14 protein-coding genes and 1 riboswitch are annotated in these 13,126 nt (G+C 65.0%); of the genes, 7 read left to right on the plus strand and 7 right to left on the minus strand.

The window, feature by feature from the left end; all coding sequences use genetic code 11:
• The first annotated feature begins 20 nt into the window (after nucleotides 1-20).
• The 5 genes from PQ627_RS14285 to PQ627_RS14305 all read left to right on the plus strand — a co-directional run bounded on the left by PQ627_RS14285 (nucleotide 21) and on the right by PQ627_RS14305 (nucleotide 5,228).
• Nucleotides 21-1,748, plus strand: coding sequence for an ABC transporter family substrate-binding protein (locus PQ627_RS14285; protein ID WP_144662111.1), 1,728 nt, complete (start codon nucleotides 21-23; stop codon nucleotides 1,746-1,748).
• Between the two features lie 190 nt (nucleotides 1,749-1,938).
• Complete coding sequence (locus PQ627_RS14290) at nucleotides 1,939-3,009, plus strand: Gfo/Idh/MocA family protein (RefSeq protein WP_274262038.1); 1,071 nt, start codon at nucleotides 1,939-1,941, stop codon at nucleotides 3,007-3,009.
• 116 nt (nucleotides 3,010-3,125) lie between these two features.
• Complete coding sequence (locus tag PQ627_RS14295) at nucleotides 3,126-3,830, plus strand: hypothetical protein (protein WP_274262040.1); 705 nt, start codon at nucleotides 3,126-3,128, stop codon at nucleotides 3,828-3,830.
• A gap of 88 nt (nucleotides 3,831-3,918) precedes the next feature.
• Nucleotides 3,919-4,470, plus strand: coding sequence for an RNA polymerase sigma factor (locus PQ627_RS14300; protein ID WP_274262043.1), 552 nt, complete (start codon nucleotides 3,919-3,921; stop codon nucleotides 4,468-4,470).
• Nucleotides 4,467-5,228: a hypothetical protein gene (locus tag PQ627_RS14305; protein WP_274262045.1), complete on the plus strand. Its 762-nt coding sequence runs from the start codon at nucleotides 4,467-4,469 to the stop codon at nucleotides 5,226-5,228. Before PQ627_RS14300 ends, PQ627_RS14305 begins: the two co-directional genes overlap by 4 nt.
• A 120-nt stretch (nucleotides 5,229-5,348) precedes the next feature.
• On the opposite strand, the gene ald is transcribed toward PQ627_RS14305, so the two are convergent.
• Nucleotides 5,349-6,467 (minus strand): alanine dehydrogenase, encoded by a 1,119-nt coding sequence (ald, locus tag PQ627_RS14310; RefSeq protein ID WP_144662122.1) that lies wholly within the window; start codon nucleotides 6,465-6,467, stop codon nucleotides 5,349-5,351.
• Nucleotides 6,468-6,676: 209 nt separating this feature from the next.
• On the opposite strand from ald, the gene PQ627_RS14315 reads away from it, so the two are divergent.
• Nucleotides 6,677-7,891: a PucR family transcriptional regulator gene (locus tag PQ627_RS14315; RefSeq protein WP_274262047.1), complete on the plus strand. Its 1,215-nt coding sequence runs from the start codon at nucleotides 6,677-6,679 to the stop codon at nucleotides 7,889-7,891.
• 197 nt (nucleotides 7,892-8,088) lie between these two features.
• Here the strand turns inward: PQ627_RS14315 and PQ627_RS14320 are convergent, their stop codons facing one another.
• On the minus strand, nucleotides 8,089-9,297 hold the full coding sequence (locus PQ627_RS14320) for a hypothetical protein (RefSeq protein WP_274262050.1): 1,209 nt from the start codon (nucleotides 9,295-9,297) through the stop codon (nucleotides 8,089-8,091).
• Nucleotides 9,298-9,312: 15 nt separating this feature from the next.
• Nucleotides 9,313-9,463, minus strand: a riboswitch (cyclic di-AMP (ydaO/yuaA leader).
• A gap of 206 nt (nucleotides 9,464-9,669) precedes the next feature.
• On the opposite strand from PQ627_RS14320, the gene PQ627_RS14325 reads away from it, so the two are divergent.
• Entirely contained in the window at nucleotides 9,670-10,728 is a 1,059-nt protein-coding gene (locus tag PQ627_RS14325; RefSeq protein ID WP_274262052.1) for an ATP-dependent DNA ligase, read from the plus strand.
• Nucleotides 10,729-10,821: 93 nt separating this feature from the next.
• Here PQ627_RS14325 and PQ627_RS14330 read toward each other — a convergent pair whose 3' ends face one another.
• The 5 genes from PQ627_RS14330 to PQ627_RS14350 all read right to left on the minus strand — a co-directional run bounded on the left by PQ627_RS14330 (nucleotide 10,822) and on the right by PQ627_RS14350 (nucleotide 13,103).
• A complete protein-coding gene (locus tag PQ627_RS14330; RefSeq protein ID WP_274262055.1) occupies nucleotides 10,822-11,085 on the minus strand; it encodes a DUF6480 family protein in 264 nt (87 codons plus the stop codon).
• 112 nt (nucleotides 11,086-11,197) lie between these two features.
• Nucleotides 11,198-11,983 (minus strand): alpha/beta fold hydrolase, encoded by a 786-nt coding sequence (locus PQ627_RS14335; RefSeq protein WP_274262056.1) that lies wholly within the window; start codon nucleotides 11,981-11,983, stop codon nucleotides 11,198-11,200.
• 69 nt (nucleotides 11,984-12,052) lie between these two features.
• Nucleotides 12,053-12,304 carry a hypothetical protein gene (locus tag PQ627_RS14340; RefSeq protein WP_144662134.1) on the minus strand — a complete coding sequence of 84 codons (252 nt, stop codon included), beginning with the start codon at nucleotides 12,302-12,304 and terminating at the stop codon, nucleotides 12,053-12,055.
• An 80-nt stretch (nucleotides 12,305-12,384) separates the two neighbouring features.
• Complete coding sequence (locus tag PQ627_RS14345) at nucleotides 12,385-12,792, minus strand: helix-turn-helix domain-containing protein (RefSeq protein WP_144662136.1); 408 nt, start codon at nucleotides 12,790-12,792, stop codon at nucleotides 12,385-12,387.
• 32 nt (nucleotides 12,793-12,824) lie between these two features.
• Complete coding sequence (locus tag PQ627_RS14350) at nucleotides 12,825-13,103, minus strand: HPr family phosphocarrier protein (RefSeq protein WP_144662138.1); 279 nt, start codon at nucleotides 13,101-13,103, stop codon at nucleotides 12,825-12,827.
• Nucleotides 13,104-13,126 lie beyond the last annotated feature (23 nt).

Consider the following 13,126-nt stretch of genomic DNA (forward strand, 5'->3'; position numbering starts at 1 on the left):
GTAAACATGAAGGGCACACCATGAAGAAGTACACGACGATCGGCGGCGTAGCACTGGCAGCAGCGCTGATGCTGACCGCTTGCGGCGGGGGAACGCCGTCGGGTCCGGCCTCCCAGAAGGCCGAAGAAGCAGGCGGCGACATCAGCAAGCTGATCAGCGTCAACGCCAAGGAAGCCAAGGACCTGGAGCAGGGTGGCACGGTTACCCTCGCTGTGGGCAGTATTGGCCCGGACTTCAACAACAACTCCAATGTGGGCAACAGCGCGGACACCTCCGCTCTGCTGACTCCGGTCAACCCTGTCGGCATGAGCAGTGGCGGCATCGGCGGTTGCTGGAAGCTCGACTTCGATGGCAAGGCTTCACCCAACAAGGACTTCTGCGAGGACGTCAAGAGCGAAGTCAAGGATGGCAAGCAGACCATCACCATCAAGGTCAACGACAAGGCGACCTGGAACGACGGAACTCCGATCGACGTCAAGACCTTCCAGAACACGTGGAACATGCTCAAGGGCGAGGACAAGGCCATTGACATCGTCACCGCGGGTGCCTATGCCTTCGTGGATTCGGTCAAGGCCGGTGCCAACGACAAGGAAGTCATCGTCACCACCACCCAGCCTGTCTACCCGCTGGAAAGCCTGTTCTTCGGCCTGATCCACCCGGCCATCAACACCGCTGACATCTTCAACAAGGGCTTCGCCGGGGAGATGCACCCCGAGTGGATGGCAGGCCCGTTCAAGGTGGAGAAGTACGACACGACGGCGAAGACCGTCACCATGGTTCCCAACGACAAGTGGTGGGGCCAGAAGCCGGTCCTGGAAAAGGTCATCTGGCGCCAGATGGAACCGAGCGCAACCATCGCTGCTTTCAAGAACGGTGAAATCGACGCCACCAGCGGACGTACCCTGGGACGCTACAAGCAGCTCGAAGGCACCAAGGATGCCGACGTCCGCCGCGGCCAGCGCCTGTTCGCCGGCGGCCTGAACCTCAACGCCAAGAAGCCCGCGCTGACTGACGTGGCCGTGCGCAAGGCGATCTTCACCGCCGTCGACCGTAAAGCAATCCGCGACGTCCGCTTCAACGGCCTGAACTGGTCGGAAGAAAGCTCGGGCTCGATGATGCTTATGCCGTTCTCCCAGTACTACCAGGACAACTACCCCGTGAAGGACAGCGGGGCCGATGCCGCCAAGAAGGTCCTGACCGACGCCGGTTACGCGCCCAACGATAAGGGCATCATGGCGAAGGACGGTGTTCCTGTTGCCTTCAAGATCACCAACTTCGGCGATGACCCCACCACCGCTGCCACCTCGCAGACCCTGCAGAACCAGCTCAAGGCCGCCGGCATGGACGTGACCATCGATCAGCGCGGTGACGCCGACTTCGGCAAGGTTGTTGGAACCCGCGACTTCGATGTGACCATCTCCGGTTACACCGTGGGCGCGGACGCAACGGATGCGGTCAAGCAGTACTACGACTCCACCACCAACGAGAACGGCCTTGGTGACGCCGAGCTCGATGCCGAGATCAAGCGCCTGGCGACCATCGCAGATGACACCGAGCGCAACAAGGCCGCCATGGAGGTGGAGAAGAAGCACATGGAGAAGTACTTCTCCATGGGAACCGTCCTCAACGGCCCCGAGATCCAGTTCGTGCACAAGGGCCTGGCCAACTACGGCCCGTCCCTGTTCAAGAGCAACTCCAACGTTCCGGACTGGACCACTATCGGCTGGGAAAAGGGCGCCAAGAAGTAGCCCGCCCGCTGTAGTTTCCTGAAGGCCGGGAATCTCCCGAACCCGTTGAACGGTTCGGGGAGATTCCCGGCCTTCGCCGTCCCCACCCTCGCTCACATCCCCCGCGCTTCCCACCCACCCTCGCTCACAAGGTGATGGAGGGTTTGCTGGAAGGGGGTGTTACGTGAGAGAGGGTCGGTAGCCTTGGGGCATGACTTCACAGCCGATCCGTACCGCCGTCGCAGGCTTTGGGCTCTCGGGCAGCGTCTTCCACGCGCCGTTCATTGAAGCCAACCCGGCCTATGAGCTGAGCATCATCGCAACCTCGGACCCGGAACGGCAGTCGAAAGCCAAAGACCGCTACCCACAGGCGAAGATCGTCAACACGCCCGAGGACATCCTCGCGCTCGCAGACCAGCTGGATCTCGTCGTCCTCGGCACACCGCCGGCAACCCACTACCCGCTCGCGAAAGCCGCGCTGGAAGCCGGACTCGACGTCGTCGTGGACAAGCCCTTCGTGATCCACAGCAGCCAAGGCGAGGAACTGATGGCCTTGGCTGCGAAGGAAAGGCGGGTCCTCACCGTCTACCAGAACCGGCGCTGGGACGGCGATGCACTTACCGTGCAGAAACTGCTCGACGCCGGGACGCTGGGTGCCGTAACCCGGTTCGAGATCGGCATGGAGCGTTGGGCGCCGGAGATCGCCAAGGCGTGGAAGGCCAGTGCCACAGCGGAAGAGGGCGGCGGGGTCCTGTTCGACCTCGGCACGCACGTCCTGGACCTCGCGCTCCGCTTCTTCGGCCCGGCCACTGTCACCTATGCTGAAATCACCGCAAGACGCCCCCAGGAGAACGCCGACGACGACGTTTTCCTCGTCCTCCGGCACGATTCCGGCGTGGTCACCCACGCCACCATCAACCTCAACAGCCACCTCCACGGTCCACGTTTCCGTATCCTCGGCACCGAGGGCGGCTTCGTGAAGTTCGGCACCGATCCGCAAGAGCCCTTTGTGCTGGGAGGAGGCCTGCCCACGGACCCGCAGTACGGCGTCGAGCCTGAAGAAAACCATGGCACGCTCCAGCTGGACGGCGAACGCAGAACCGTCCCCACCGAGCGCGGCGCCTACCCGGAGTTTTACCGTCTTCTGGCGGAAAAGCTCGACGACGGCGGCGCGTCGTCCGCGCGCCCGGCACCTGTGGATCCGGCCGGCCCGGTAGCGGTCCTGAGGCTGATTGAACAGGCCCGGGCGCTGGCTTCAAAACATTTTTTGGGAAAGGCGTAACCTCCACGGGTTCCCCAGCGATGTAGGGGGAGTACGGGCCACGCCCGCACGCTGATCATCCGGCAGCCACCCAACAGCTGCCGGGGCAATCCCAAAATCGTTTGTCGGAGGGTTTTATGTCCTTGTTCACTGTACTTGCCACCAGCAAAGTCGCCGCAGGCGTCCTGGCTGCCGGAGCTGTAGCTGTCGGCGGAACCGGCGTCGCTGCCTTCAATGGCGCCCTTCCCACTGAAATCCAGCAGACCGCGCACGATGTCGTGGGTGCCCCTGCCCCCATCGCCGAGCAGAAGACGGCTGAAGCCACCGCCGCTGCCGAAACCGCCAAGGCGAAGGCAACCGACGCCGTCGAGACCGCCAAGGCAACCGCAGAAGACGCAGCCGAGGCCGGCAAGGCCAAGGCAACCGACGCCGTCAACGACGCCAAGGCTGCCGTGGAAGACGCTACGTCGCCGGAAGCTTTCGGTCTTTGCAACTCCTTCCTCAACGGTGGCCTCAAGGCCGACACCAAGGTTGCCGGTTTCAAGTCCCTGGCCATTGCCGCCGGTGGCGAAGCCAACGTCGAGGCACACTGCACCGCAGTCGTGGAAGCCGGCAAGGCTGCAGGCTTGAAGGCTGACGGCAACGCCAAGGCTGACGCCAACGCCGACGCTTCCGTAAAGTCCGAACTTCCGGCCACCCCGGCGGTTCCGGCAGTTCCCGCTGTTCCGTCGACGCCCGCGGTTCCGGCAGTTCCTGCCGTCCCGGCTGTGCCGTCGCTGCCCAACCAGGTTCCCACTGAGGTTCCGGCTGTCAACGGCGCACCCGTCGATTCCGTCCGCTAAGCAAGCAGCGGTTACGGTTTAAAGGCAGGGCTCCTTGGCTTGATGACAAGGAGCCCTGCCATATAACGCGGGATGGAGGCGTCCACGGGTGCTTGAACCCTTGGCTGACGAATACGTGCAGGCGGATCACGATGATCCAGCCCTGCTCTTTACGGCTGCCTACAACGCTTTTTCCGGGCCGGTTTTCGGTTACCTCAAAGCCCGCGGCGTGGACGATCCCGAAGCCGTAACGCAGGATGTCTTCCTTGCCCTGTATCCCAAGCTGGACTCCCTCCACGGCGGGCTGCAGGGCGCCAAGACCTTGCTGTTCACCATCGCGCACGCCCGTCTGGTGGACCATTACCGGAAGCGTGAACGGACCCCCGACTCCATGCCGTACGAACCGGACTTCGATGCCCGCCGCTCTCCATCGGCTGAAGAGCAGGCATTCGGCAGGGCTTCCGGCCTGGGGGTAACGGAACTTTTGGAGGACCTCGCCGAGGATTACCGGGAGGTCCTGGCACTGAGGGTCGTCGCCGACCTGTCGGTGGAAGAAACAGCGGACATCATGGGCAAGTCCCAGGGTGCCGTGAAACAACTGCAGCGCAGGGCATTGGGCGCACTGAAGAAACGTGCGCTACTAAGGAACGGCACATCATGAGCGAAAACACCGCACCGCGTCGGCGGAACGACCAGCAGGCCATCGACTCCCTGCTCGCGGACGCCGGGATGGAGGACAACTCCGCCCTGCGCACTGAACTTCTCGAACTGCGTTCCCTGGCCAACACCGCACCGATGCCCTCGGACGCTGTCCGCGCCCTGATGGTGGGTGTCCCCGCGGCCACGGAGTTGATGCCCGCCGTCGCTGTTGAGGTGACGCAGCAGGCTGCTCCTGTGGATGAACTGGCCGCACGCCGCAGGAAGAAGGGGCGCGCCGCCGTCGTCGGTCTTGTCGTTGCGGCATCGCTGGCAGGTGGTGCGACAGCGGCAGCAGCCTCCGAAGGCGGGATTCCGGGAGCCTTCCAGCACATCGGCGCGGCCATCGGCTCGGTGGTTTCACAGTTGACCCCCGGCTCGGGCAACGCTCCCCAGGCCCCGGTGCCCGCAGGTACGACGCCGGTGCAGGACCCTTCCCGCCAGGAAAGCCAGCCGGCCGTTGTTCCGAACCAGCCCACTCCTGCCCCAGCGGCTCCCACGAACCCTGCCGGGACACCTCACGCTGATCCGCAGGCCACCCCGGGCCACGGTCAGTCCCAGGCCCCCAAAGGTCCGGGCACCGATCCGGGCAAGGGCATCCTCCCTCCGGCTCCGTCGCTGCCCGTCACACCCCCGGACCTTGATCCTTCCAAGCTGGATCCCTCAAAGCTCCGCCCCTCGGACATCCCGGTTCCGGAGCTTCCCACACTGCCCGCGAAGTGACACTTAATGACAGTGTTCGGCAGCAACATTGTCATTAACTGCCAACTCGGCGCGGCTTAAACCACGACGGCGGGGTGCGGCTTCGTATGGAAGCCGCACCCCGCCGTCGTGGTTGGCGTGCTAGGCGGAAACCAGGCTGTGCCAGTCGTTGACCAAGGGCAGGTTGTGCGCCTCGGAAACGGAGTGGTGTGCCACGTGGCCTGCAGCGATGTTGAGGCCGGCAGCCAGGGCAGGGTCGCGGTCGAAAGCGGCCTTGACGCCCAGGTTGGCCAGTGCCACGGCGTAGCGCAGGGTGACGTTGGTCAGTGCGTACGTGGAGGTGTTCGGAACAGCGCCAGGCATGTTGGCAACGCAGTAGAAGATCGAGTTGTGGACCTTGTACGTCGGTTCCTGGTGGGTGGTGGGGTGCGTGTCTTCGAAGCAACCGCCCTGGTCCACGGCGATGTCCACCAGGACCGAGCCCGGCTTCATGCGGGACACGAGATCGTTGGTGACCAGCTTGGGAGCCTTGGCGCCCGGGATCAGGACGGAGCCGATTACGAGATCCGCGTCGATGACTGACTTCTCGATCTCGTAGGCGTTGGAGGCAACGGTCTTCAGGCGGCCCTGATAGAGGGCGTCGAGTTCGCGCAGCCGGTTGATGTTGATGTCCATGATGGTGACATCAGCACCGAGGCCCAGCGCCATGGCGGCGGCGTTGGTTCCCGCAACGCCGGCACCCAGTACAACAACCTTGGCCGGACGCACGCCCGGTACGCCGCCCAGGAGGACGCCCTTGCCACCGGCCGGAGCCATCAGGGAGGAAGCGCCAACAACCACGGACAAGCGGCCTGCGACCTCGGACATCGGAGCCAGCAGCGGAAGTGCGCGGCCTTCCTGCACGGTCTCGTAGGCGATGGCGGTGACGCCGGAGTTGATGAGCTCGGCGGTGAGCTCGGGCTCTGCGGCGAGGTGCAGGTAGGTGAAGAGGATGAGGCCCTTGCGGAAGCGGTGGTACTCGGCCGCGATGGGCTCCTTGACCTTCATGACCATGTCGGCGCGGCCCCAGACGTCATCGGCCTCGTTGACGATTTCTGCGCCGGCGATCGAGTATTCCTCGTCGGTGATGCCCGAGCCCAAGCCTGCGCCGCGCTCAACCAGAACGGTGTGTCCGTGGGTGCGGAACTCGTGGACACCGGCGGCCGTGATGGCTACGCGGAACTCGTTGTTCTTGATTTCTTTGGGGACGCCGATGATCATTTGCTGGCTCCATCGTTAGCGGCCTGTTCGGCCGAATATGTACTGCGGGCTGTGATTCCAGAATAAATCCGGCTGTGAGGCAGGCGACATGAATACCGGAGCGGCCCAAGGACCAAACGCCGGAAAATCAAGGAATTTTCGCCGGGCTGTTCGACATTTGTCGAGCACTGGAGCGTCAAGTGTCGCCTGGTGTTGGTACGCTGTGGAGGATGCAGCAGGACGTGGAACAGATCGTTGAACGCGTGGCACTTAAGCTCGGGCGCGGACTATCCCTTGAGGATCTCGACGGCGTCCTCCTCGCCTACAGCTCCAACCAATCCCATGCCGACCGCGTCCGCGTGAATTTCCTCCTGAGCAAGCGTGTTCCGGGGGACGTCAGCGCCTGGCAGCTCTCACACGGCATCGCCACAGCGGTGCGTCCCGTGGTGGTCCCGGCCAACGACGAGCTGGGGATGCTGGGACGTGTGTGCGTGCCGCTCCTGGTCCGCGGTTTCCGTGTGGGGTACTTATGGGTCCAGCAGGACCTTGAGGAGCAAAGCGCGACGGCGATCCTCGCCCAGTTGCCCGGCGTGCGTGACGAGCTGGACCTGTTGGCGGGCTTGCTCCTTGACTCCAACACGGCCGAGTCCGAGTTCCGGCGCAGGCGTGAGCAGGAGTTCCTCTCGGCGTGCGGCGGGGAGTCGAACGCCGTCGCCGCTGTAGCGGGCTGGAAGGAGATCCAAGGCCGCGGTCCATGGCAATTGGTGACCGTCCTGGACGCGGACGGTGCCCGGTCCGACGTCGACCCCATTGCCGCAACCCTGACGCATCGCTCTGCCGCGCTGCAGTCGACCATCGGCGTGAACGCCGCCTTGTTCAGTGCGGGTACGGAAACCCACTCGGTGGTCCTCTTCCGCGAATCCGGTGGCCGGGCAGACCACGCGCAGGTTCTGGTCCACTACCAGCTGGAGCTCGCCAAGCGTGCCGGCAGGACCGTGGACCGCGTCATCCTGGGGATCAGCGAACCGTTCCAAGTCATCAGGCAGCTCGCGGGGGCGTACCGGCAATCCAAGGTTGCCGCGCAGGCCGCTGCGGTGGACCTGCAGCTGGGGGAGTTGGTGGACAGCCGGGCGGTCGGGGTGTACCAGTTGTTCGATCGTCTGCTGGCCCCGGGTGGTTGGGACGACACCGGCTCGGTGCATTTCCGGACCCTCGAGGATCAGGACAAGAACGGCGAGCTCCTGCCGGTCCTGGAACTCCTCTACGACAACGACGGCGCGGTCCAGGATGTCGCCGCCAAACTTCACCTTCACCGCAGCAGCATCTACAACAGGCTGGGCCGGATCCGCCAGCTTATCGGTGCTGATCCGCTCAATGGTGCCATTCGGCTCGAACTGCATGCTGCCCTCAAGGCGCGGCGCTGGGCAGGCAGGCCAAGGATCTGAGGGCCTCTTGAATCAGGGGCCATTAACCACATGAGGCAGGCACCCGGCGTGGGTGCCTGCCTCATGTGTTGGCTAGGAACGCCTTAGGCGCTGGCAACTCCAGCGGCCCCTTCGGCGTCGGAACGTGGACGTGCGGCTGCTGCTGCAGTACCGGCTGTGCCATCCGGTGTGGACTGTGGTGCGGGGCAAGCGGATGCTCACTGCAACACATCCCGGGCAGCACCAAGGAGCGATTCCAAGGTGGATGCTTGCGGCTTCGGCGTGTTCGGGTTGCCGGTGGGCCGTGGCTTGGAGGTCTCCGTTGGCGTGGGCGAAGGCGTGGGAGTTGTGGTGGGAGTGGGCGTGGTGGTCGGCGTTGGCGTCGCCGGGGGCGTGGTGACCGTGTCCGACGGCACGTCGCTGGGAGTCGGCGCGGGCTGGGCCGGAGTCGTTCCGGGCGCAGGCGTCGAGGTCACGGGCGGTGCAGCAGCCGGGGCTGCCGCCGAAGGTACCCAGACCGGCGCGGCCAAGGAGACGTGCGGTGAGGGAACCGACGACGGCGAAACGGCCGCAGGTGCCTCCGGGACCGTTGCCGGCTGGCCGGCTTCGGACGAGGCTGAACCCGATGACGACGGGGACGAAGCCGTGGTGTAGGACGTCCGTGGTGCCGGTGCGGCGGAGCCCGATTGGCGGTCTGCGTTGCTGCCGCCGGCTTGGCTTGTGGGTGCTTCCTGCCCGAAGAAGGGAAGATGCAAGGCCTGGCCCACGGATCCTGCGGTCAGGGCGAGTCCCAGCGCGCCGGCAACAACTGCCATGCGCTGGCTCATGTGCTTCACGGACGCGGCTTTCCGCAGGACGGCTTGGGGTTCGCGGCCGAATGTCGAGGTCGCGGCGAGGCCCGCAGCGTTAAGAGGAGCTGGCGTCTTGGGTGCAGCTGCGGCGACCACGGGTATGGCCGCGGTGGCCGGTTCTGGAACATCCTGCTTGACCGGTGCATCCTGCTTCGGGCGCACGGACTGAACTGTATCCGCGGGCTGGGCCACGTCTTCTTGCCGGACGATGGGGATCGCGGACGTTGGAGGGCCCGGCGTGGTTGAAGCGGGGGCTGCGGCCCGGGCGGCCTCGACAACCGGGATGGCCGCGGTCGCCGGTTCCGGGAGCACGGATTTCGCTGCCGGGGTTTCTGCCGGCTCAATCACGGCGCGGGCTGCCCGTTCCCGCTCAGCGGCACGCGCGGCGGCGCGCGTGGTGGGAGCGGCTGCGGCGGGCGCCTCTACCGTGGGCGACGCAGTGGTGGGAATCGCCGCGGTGGCGGGTTCCGGCGTCGTACTTTCTGTACCGGTGACCTGTCCGCTGGGTTGGGCCCGACGGCGTCCGGTTGGCTTGGTGCGCTCGCGTTCGAGTTGCGCGCGGCGCGTGTTATCCATGGTTGGGGACATGGTTGTGCCTCTCAACGCCTGCGAGGTTAGCTGTCGGGTTCGGACGAGGCCGTCCGGCCGCTGGTTGCGGCTTCACCCCAAGGGCTTGTGGAGAAAACAAGCCCGGAGAACTGTGGGTCCCCCGTCTCTGCCGCGGGTCTGGCGGATCCTGGATTGCGGCAGAGCCCGGCGTCAATCCAGAAGCGGCCCAGCGGAGATTCGGGTCGCCCTACGACCGTACAGTAGCCGGAAAGTAAAGTCACATTAATGTAACGGGCGGTACGTCCGCCCGCTTCGAGAGGGTTCTACCGCTTAGGCTTCGGGGCGCCAAAGTCCGGAAGGCACTAGCCTTGGGCGCCTACTGGCCGGTAGACATGAGCTATGGACCTGCCTGTGATGCCGCCCGTTTCGCCCATGCTCGCCAAGTCTGTCCCGAACATCCCCGACGTTGGGCATTACGAGCCCAAGTGGGATGGGTTCCGGACGATCGTCTTCAAGGACGGGGACGAGATCATCCTGGGCAGCCGCAACGAAAAGCCCATGACGCGCTACTTCCCGGAGCTCGTTGAAGCCCTAAAGAAGAACCTTCCGGACAAATGCGTGGTGGATGGCGAGATCATCCTGATCCAGGGCAACAGGCTGGAGTTCGAGGTGTTGCAGCAGCGGATCCATCCCGCGGACAGCCGGGTGCGGATGCTTGCGGAGAAGACGCCGGCGTCGTTGGTGGCGTTCGACCTTCTTGCCCTGGGCGAGGAGGATCTCACGGGAAAGCCCTTCGCCGAGCGGCGCGCGGCCTTGGAGAAAGTCCTCGCCAACGCTGAGCCGCCGGTGTACGTCACGCCCGCGGTGACTGACCTGGAGCGGGCCAAGGAATGGTTCGTGCAGCTTGAGGGAGCAGGGCTCGACGGCGTGCTGTCCAAGCCGCTCGACGGCACCTACCAGCCGAACAAGCGGGTGATGTTCAAGACCAAGCATGAGCGGACAGCCGACTGTGTCGTGGCCGGCTTCCGGTGGCACAAGACCGCGAAAGTTGTGGGCTCGATGCTCCTGGGGCTTTACGACGACTCGGGCCGGCTTCATCACGTTGGCGTCGTGGCATCATTCCCCATGGCAAAGCGGGAGGCCTTGGTGGCTGAACTCGAGCCGTATCAAGTGGATTTTGCCGACCACCCTTGGGGTGAGTGGGCCAACCAGGAGGCCGGTGGATCCAGGATGCCCGGCGCCCAGAGCCGGTGGAGCGCAGGCAAGGACTTCTCCTTTGTTCCCCTCCGCCCTGAGCTGGTCATCGAGGTGGCGTACGACTACATGGAGGGCGACCGGTTCCGCCACACGACGCAGTTCCGTCGGTGGCGGCCGGACCGGACCCCCGAAAGCTGCACGTATTCGCAGCTTGAGGAGCCTGTGGAGTACGACCTCGGGGAGATACTGAGCCTCCCGTAGGGTCGCTGCCAAGCACGTTGCCAACCCGCTGTTGCGTCGCTGGCCAGCAACGCAACAGCGGGTTGGCAACGGAGTTAGCTGTGCCGCCGGGAACTACTCCTCGTGCCCCTGGTCGCTGCTCATGCTTCCTTCGGCAGGAGGCGTTTCGCCTGGGGGTACCCCTCCACCGGGCTCGAGTCCTGTGACGTTTCCGTCCAGGGGATCGGGGTTGGCTGAGGCGGCGGGATCGTCGTCCTCGTCCTGGCGCATATCGGGATCTTCGTGGATGCTGTCCGCCTCGGCCGTGGTGTCGATGGGGCCGGTTGCGCCGCTCACGCCGAAGGTCCGGGGATCGTCTTCCGGGTCATAGCTGGTCATGATGCATCCTTTCGTAAGCAAACTTACTAATCCGCTTGCCCCGCCAGCCTAGCCTGATCCGGCGGCACCCAACAAGGGCACCCCGGTGAGTACCGTCGTCGTGCGTTAGCTCTCAGCGGTGCTGCGTTGTTGCGGTGACAAAGCTCCGGATGGCATCCGCCACGGCCTTGGGCCGCATGTGCTGGGCTACGTGGCCAACCCCGGGAATCTCCACCAGGCGTCCCTGCGCCACTGCCCGCGAAAGCCGGAGCGACCACTCTGGCCCCGCCACGTGGTCGCGGCTTCCGCGGAGGATCAGCACCGGGGCCTGTACCCGGGAGAGCCGGTCTTCGGTGGGATACTTCATCATCACGGGCAGTTCGGTGAAGTACCAGCGCGGCCCGCACTTGAGGTAGTCGGTAAACACGATCCAGTTGGAGGAGGGGCTTTCGCGCAGCAGCCCGTCCAAACCCAAGGCGATCGACTGCCGCAGGATGTTCTTGTGCCTGGAATCGACCACAGGACCCATCAACACCACATGCCGTGCACTCTCCGGACGATGCAGGGCCGCCTCGATAGCGAACTGCACTCCCATGGAGTGGCCCACGAGGATGTACGAGTCGATCCCGCACGATGCCAGTGCTTCGGCAATGAAGGCTCCGTAGTCTTCGACCTCGAGTTGCCGGTCCGGCCGCGGCGTCCCGGCGAAACCGGGCAGGTCCAGGGAATAGGTGGGCGCGCTCGCGGCGAGCACGGCGTGCAACCTCGCCAGGTACCGGTGGGAGACCCCAATGCCGTGGATGAGGATGTAGGCGGGGGTCGCCTCCGGCGCAGCGCCTGGCGATGGCGTGCCGTCCGTCCACAGGATGCGTCCGGTCAGGCCCAGGACCTCGACGTCGGCTGACAACAGTGCGGTCATGCGGGCCAAACCAGGTGCGGGATTCTCGAAGCCATACCGCTATTGAACCGCATCCGGCGCGAGGGGCGATTACTCCCTGGTTGCGTCGTCCGATTCGGTGGGGTCCGCTGCCGGATGTGAAGCGTCAGGTGCGGCCGCAGCATCAGCGGCCTCCCGGCGTCGTGCGATTTTCGATTCGGTCCACATGGTGACCGCGACGAAGACTGTGCACGCAAACATGAACGTCGCCACGAAGTTCAATCCCATGGCTGAGCCCAGGGGTATGGCAAGGGCCAGCGCGGCCAAACCAGCCACGATATGCCACCCCTTGAAATTGCCCACCGATCAAGCGTAACCCCGGCCTTTACGGGTGCCCGCCTGTTGGCTGGGATCGTTGCTTGATCCTTATCACTCGGACACTTTCACTCGCTTTTTGCGGCCTCCGCGGCAGCAGTTTCAGCCTGCTTGCGCTTCTGCGTTTCCAGCCAGGACATGATGGCGGCCTGCCGGATCCGGCGATGCGTTCCCCGGTACTCCACAGGAATCTCGCCGCGGTCGGTCATGTTCCGCAAATAGGTATGCGAGATCCCGGCGAGCTCCGCCGCCTGCGAGGTGGTGAGCATTTCCTCCACGCTGCTGACGGTCACCGTTTCGCCCCGCCCCAGTCTCGCCAGGAGGTCGACGACGGCGTCGCGCGCCGCGTCGGGCAGCCGATGGACCGTGCCGTCCACGAACACCGTGATGTCGTCGCTGTCGTTGAGGGACCGCGCCAAATTCCGGGCGTCGTCGGCGGGGAGGCCCGCTGTGACCCGGGGAGCTATCAATGCCATGGCAGAAGCCTAGCGGTTGGGAAGGGAAGAACTTACTCCGCGTCCAGGTCCGTTTCCAGCAGCTTCACCAGGGCATCCAGTGCTGCCTCGGCGCCTTCACCCTCGGCCCGCAGCACCACGACGTCGCCCTTGGCGGCGCCAAGGGTCATGAGCGACAGGATGCTGGCGGCGTCCATCGCTTCATCTTCGGGCTGGCCCTGCATGGCGATGGTGACGTCCACCGGCTGTTCGCCCGCAGCCTCGGCGAACAGGGCGGCGGGCCGGGCGTGCAGGCCCGAGCGGCTGGCTACGGTTGCTGTGCGTTCTGGCATTGTTCCTCCTGGCGGTGGATCGG

It is taken from the genome of Paenarthrobacter sp. AB444, from assembly GCF_028736865.1.
GTDB lineage: Bacteria > Actinomycetota > Actinomycetes > Actinomycetales > Micrococcaceae > Arthrobacter > Arthrobacter nicotinovorans_B.

Coding starts and splice junctions, on each gene's coding strand:
- PQ627_RS14285 (WP_144662111.1), top strand. CDS start 21: ATGAAGAAGTACACGACGATCGGCGGCGTAGCACTGGCAGCAGCGCTG.
- PQ627_RS14290 (WP_274262038.1), top strand. CDS start 1,939: ATGACTTCACAGCCGATCCGTACCGCCGTCGCAGGCTTTGGGCTCTCG.
- PQ627_RS14295 (WP_274262040.1), top strand. CDS start 3,126: ATGTCCTTGTTCACTGTACTTGCCACCAGCAAAGTCGCCGCAGGCGTC.
- PQ627_RS14305 (WP_274262045.1), top strand. CDS start 4,467: ATGAGCGAAAACACCGCACCGCGTCGGCGGAACGACCAGCAGGCCATC.
- ald (WP_144662122.1), bottom strand. CDS start 6,467: ATGATCATCGGCGTCCCCAAAGAAATCAAGAACAACGAGTTCCGCGTA.
- PQ627_RS14315 (WP_274262047.1), top strand. CDS start 6,677: ATGCAGCAGGACGTGGAACAGATCGTTGAACGCGTGGCACTTAAGCTC.
- PQ627_RS14320 (WP_274262050.1), bottom strand. CDS start 9,297: ATGGATAACACGCGCCGCGCGCAACTCGAACGCGAGCGCACCAAGCCA.
- PQ627_RS14325 (WP_274262052.1), top strand. CDS start 9,670: ATGGACCTGCCTGTGATGCCGCCCGTTTCGCCCATGCTCGCCAAGTCT.
- PQ627_RS14330 (WP_274262055.1), bottom strand. CDS start 11,085: ATGACCAGCTATGACCCGGAAGACGATCCCCGGACCTTCGGCGTGAGC.
- PQ627_RS14335 (WP_274262056.1), bottom strand. CDS start 11,983: ATGACCGCACTGTTGTCAGCCGACGTCGAGGTCCTGGGCCTGACCGGA.
- PQ627_RS14345 (WP_144662136.1), bottom strand. CDS start 12,792: ATGGCATTGATAGCTCCCCGGGTCACAGCGGGCCTCCCCGCCGACGAC.
- PQ627_RS14350 (WP_144662138.1), bottom strand. CDS start 13,103: ATGCCAGAACGCACAGCAACCGTAGCCAGCCGCTCGGGCCTGCACGCC.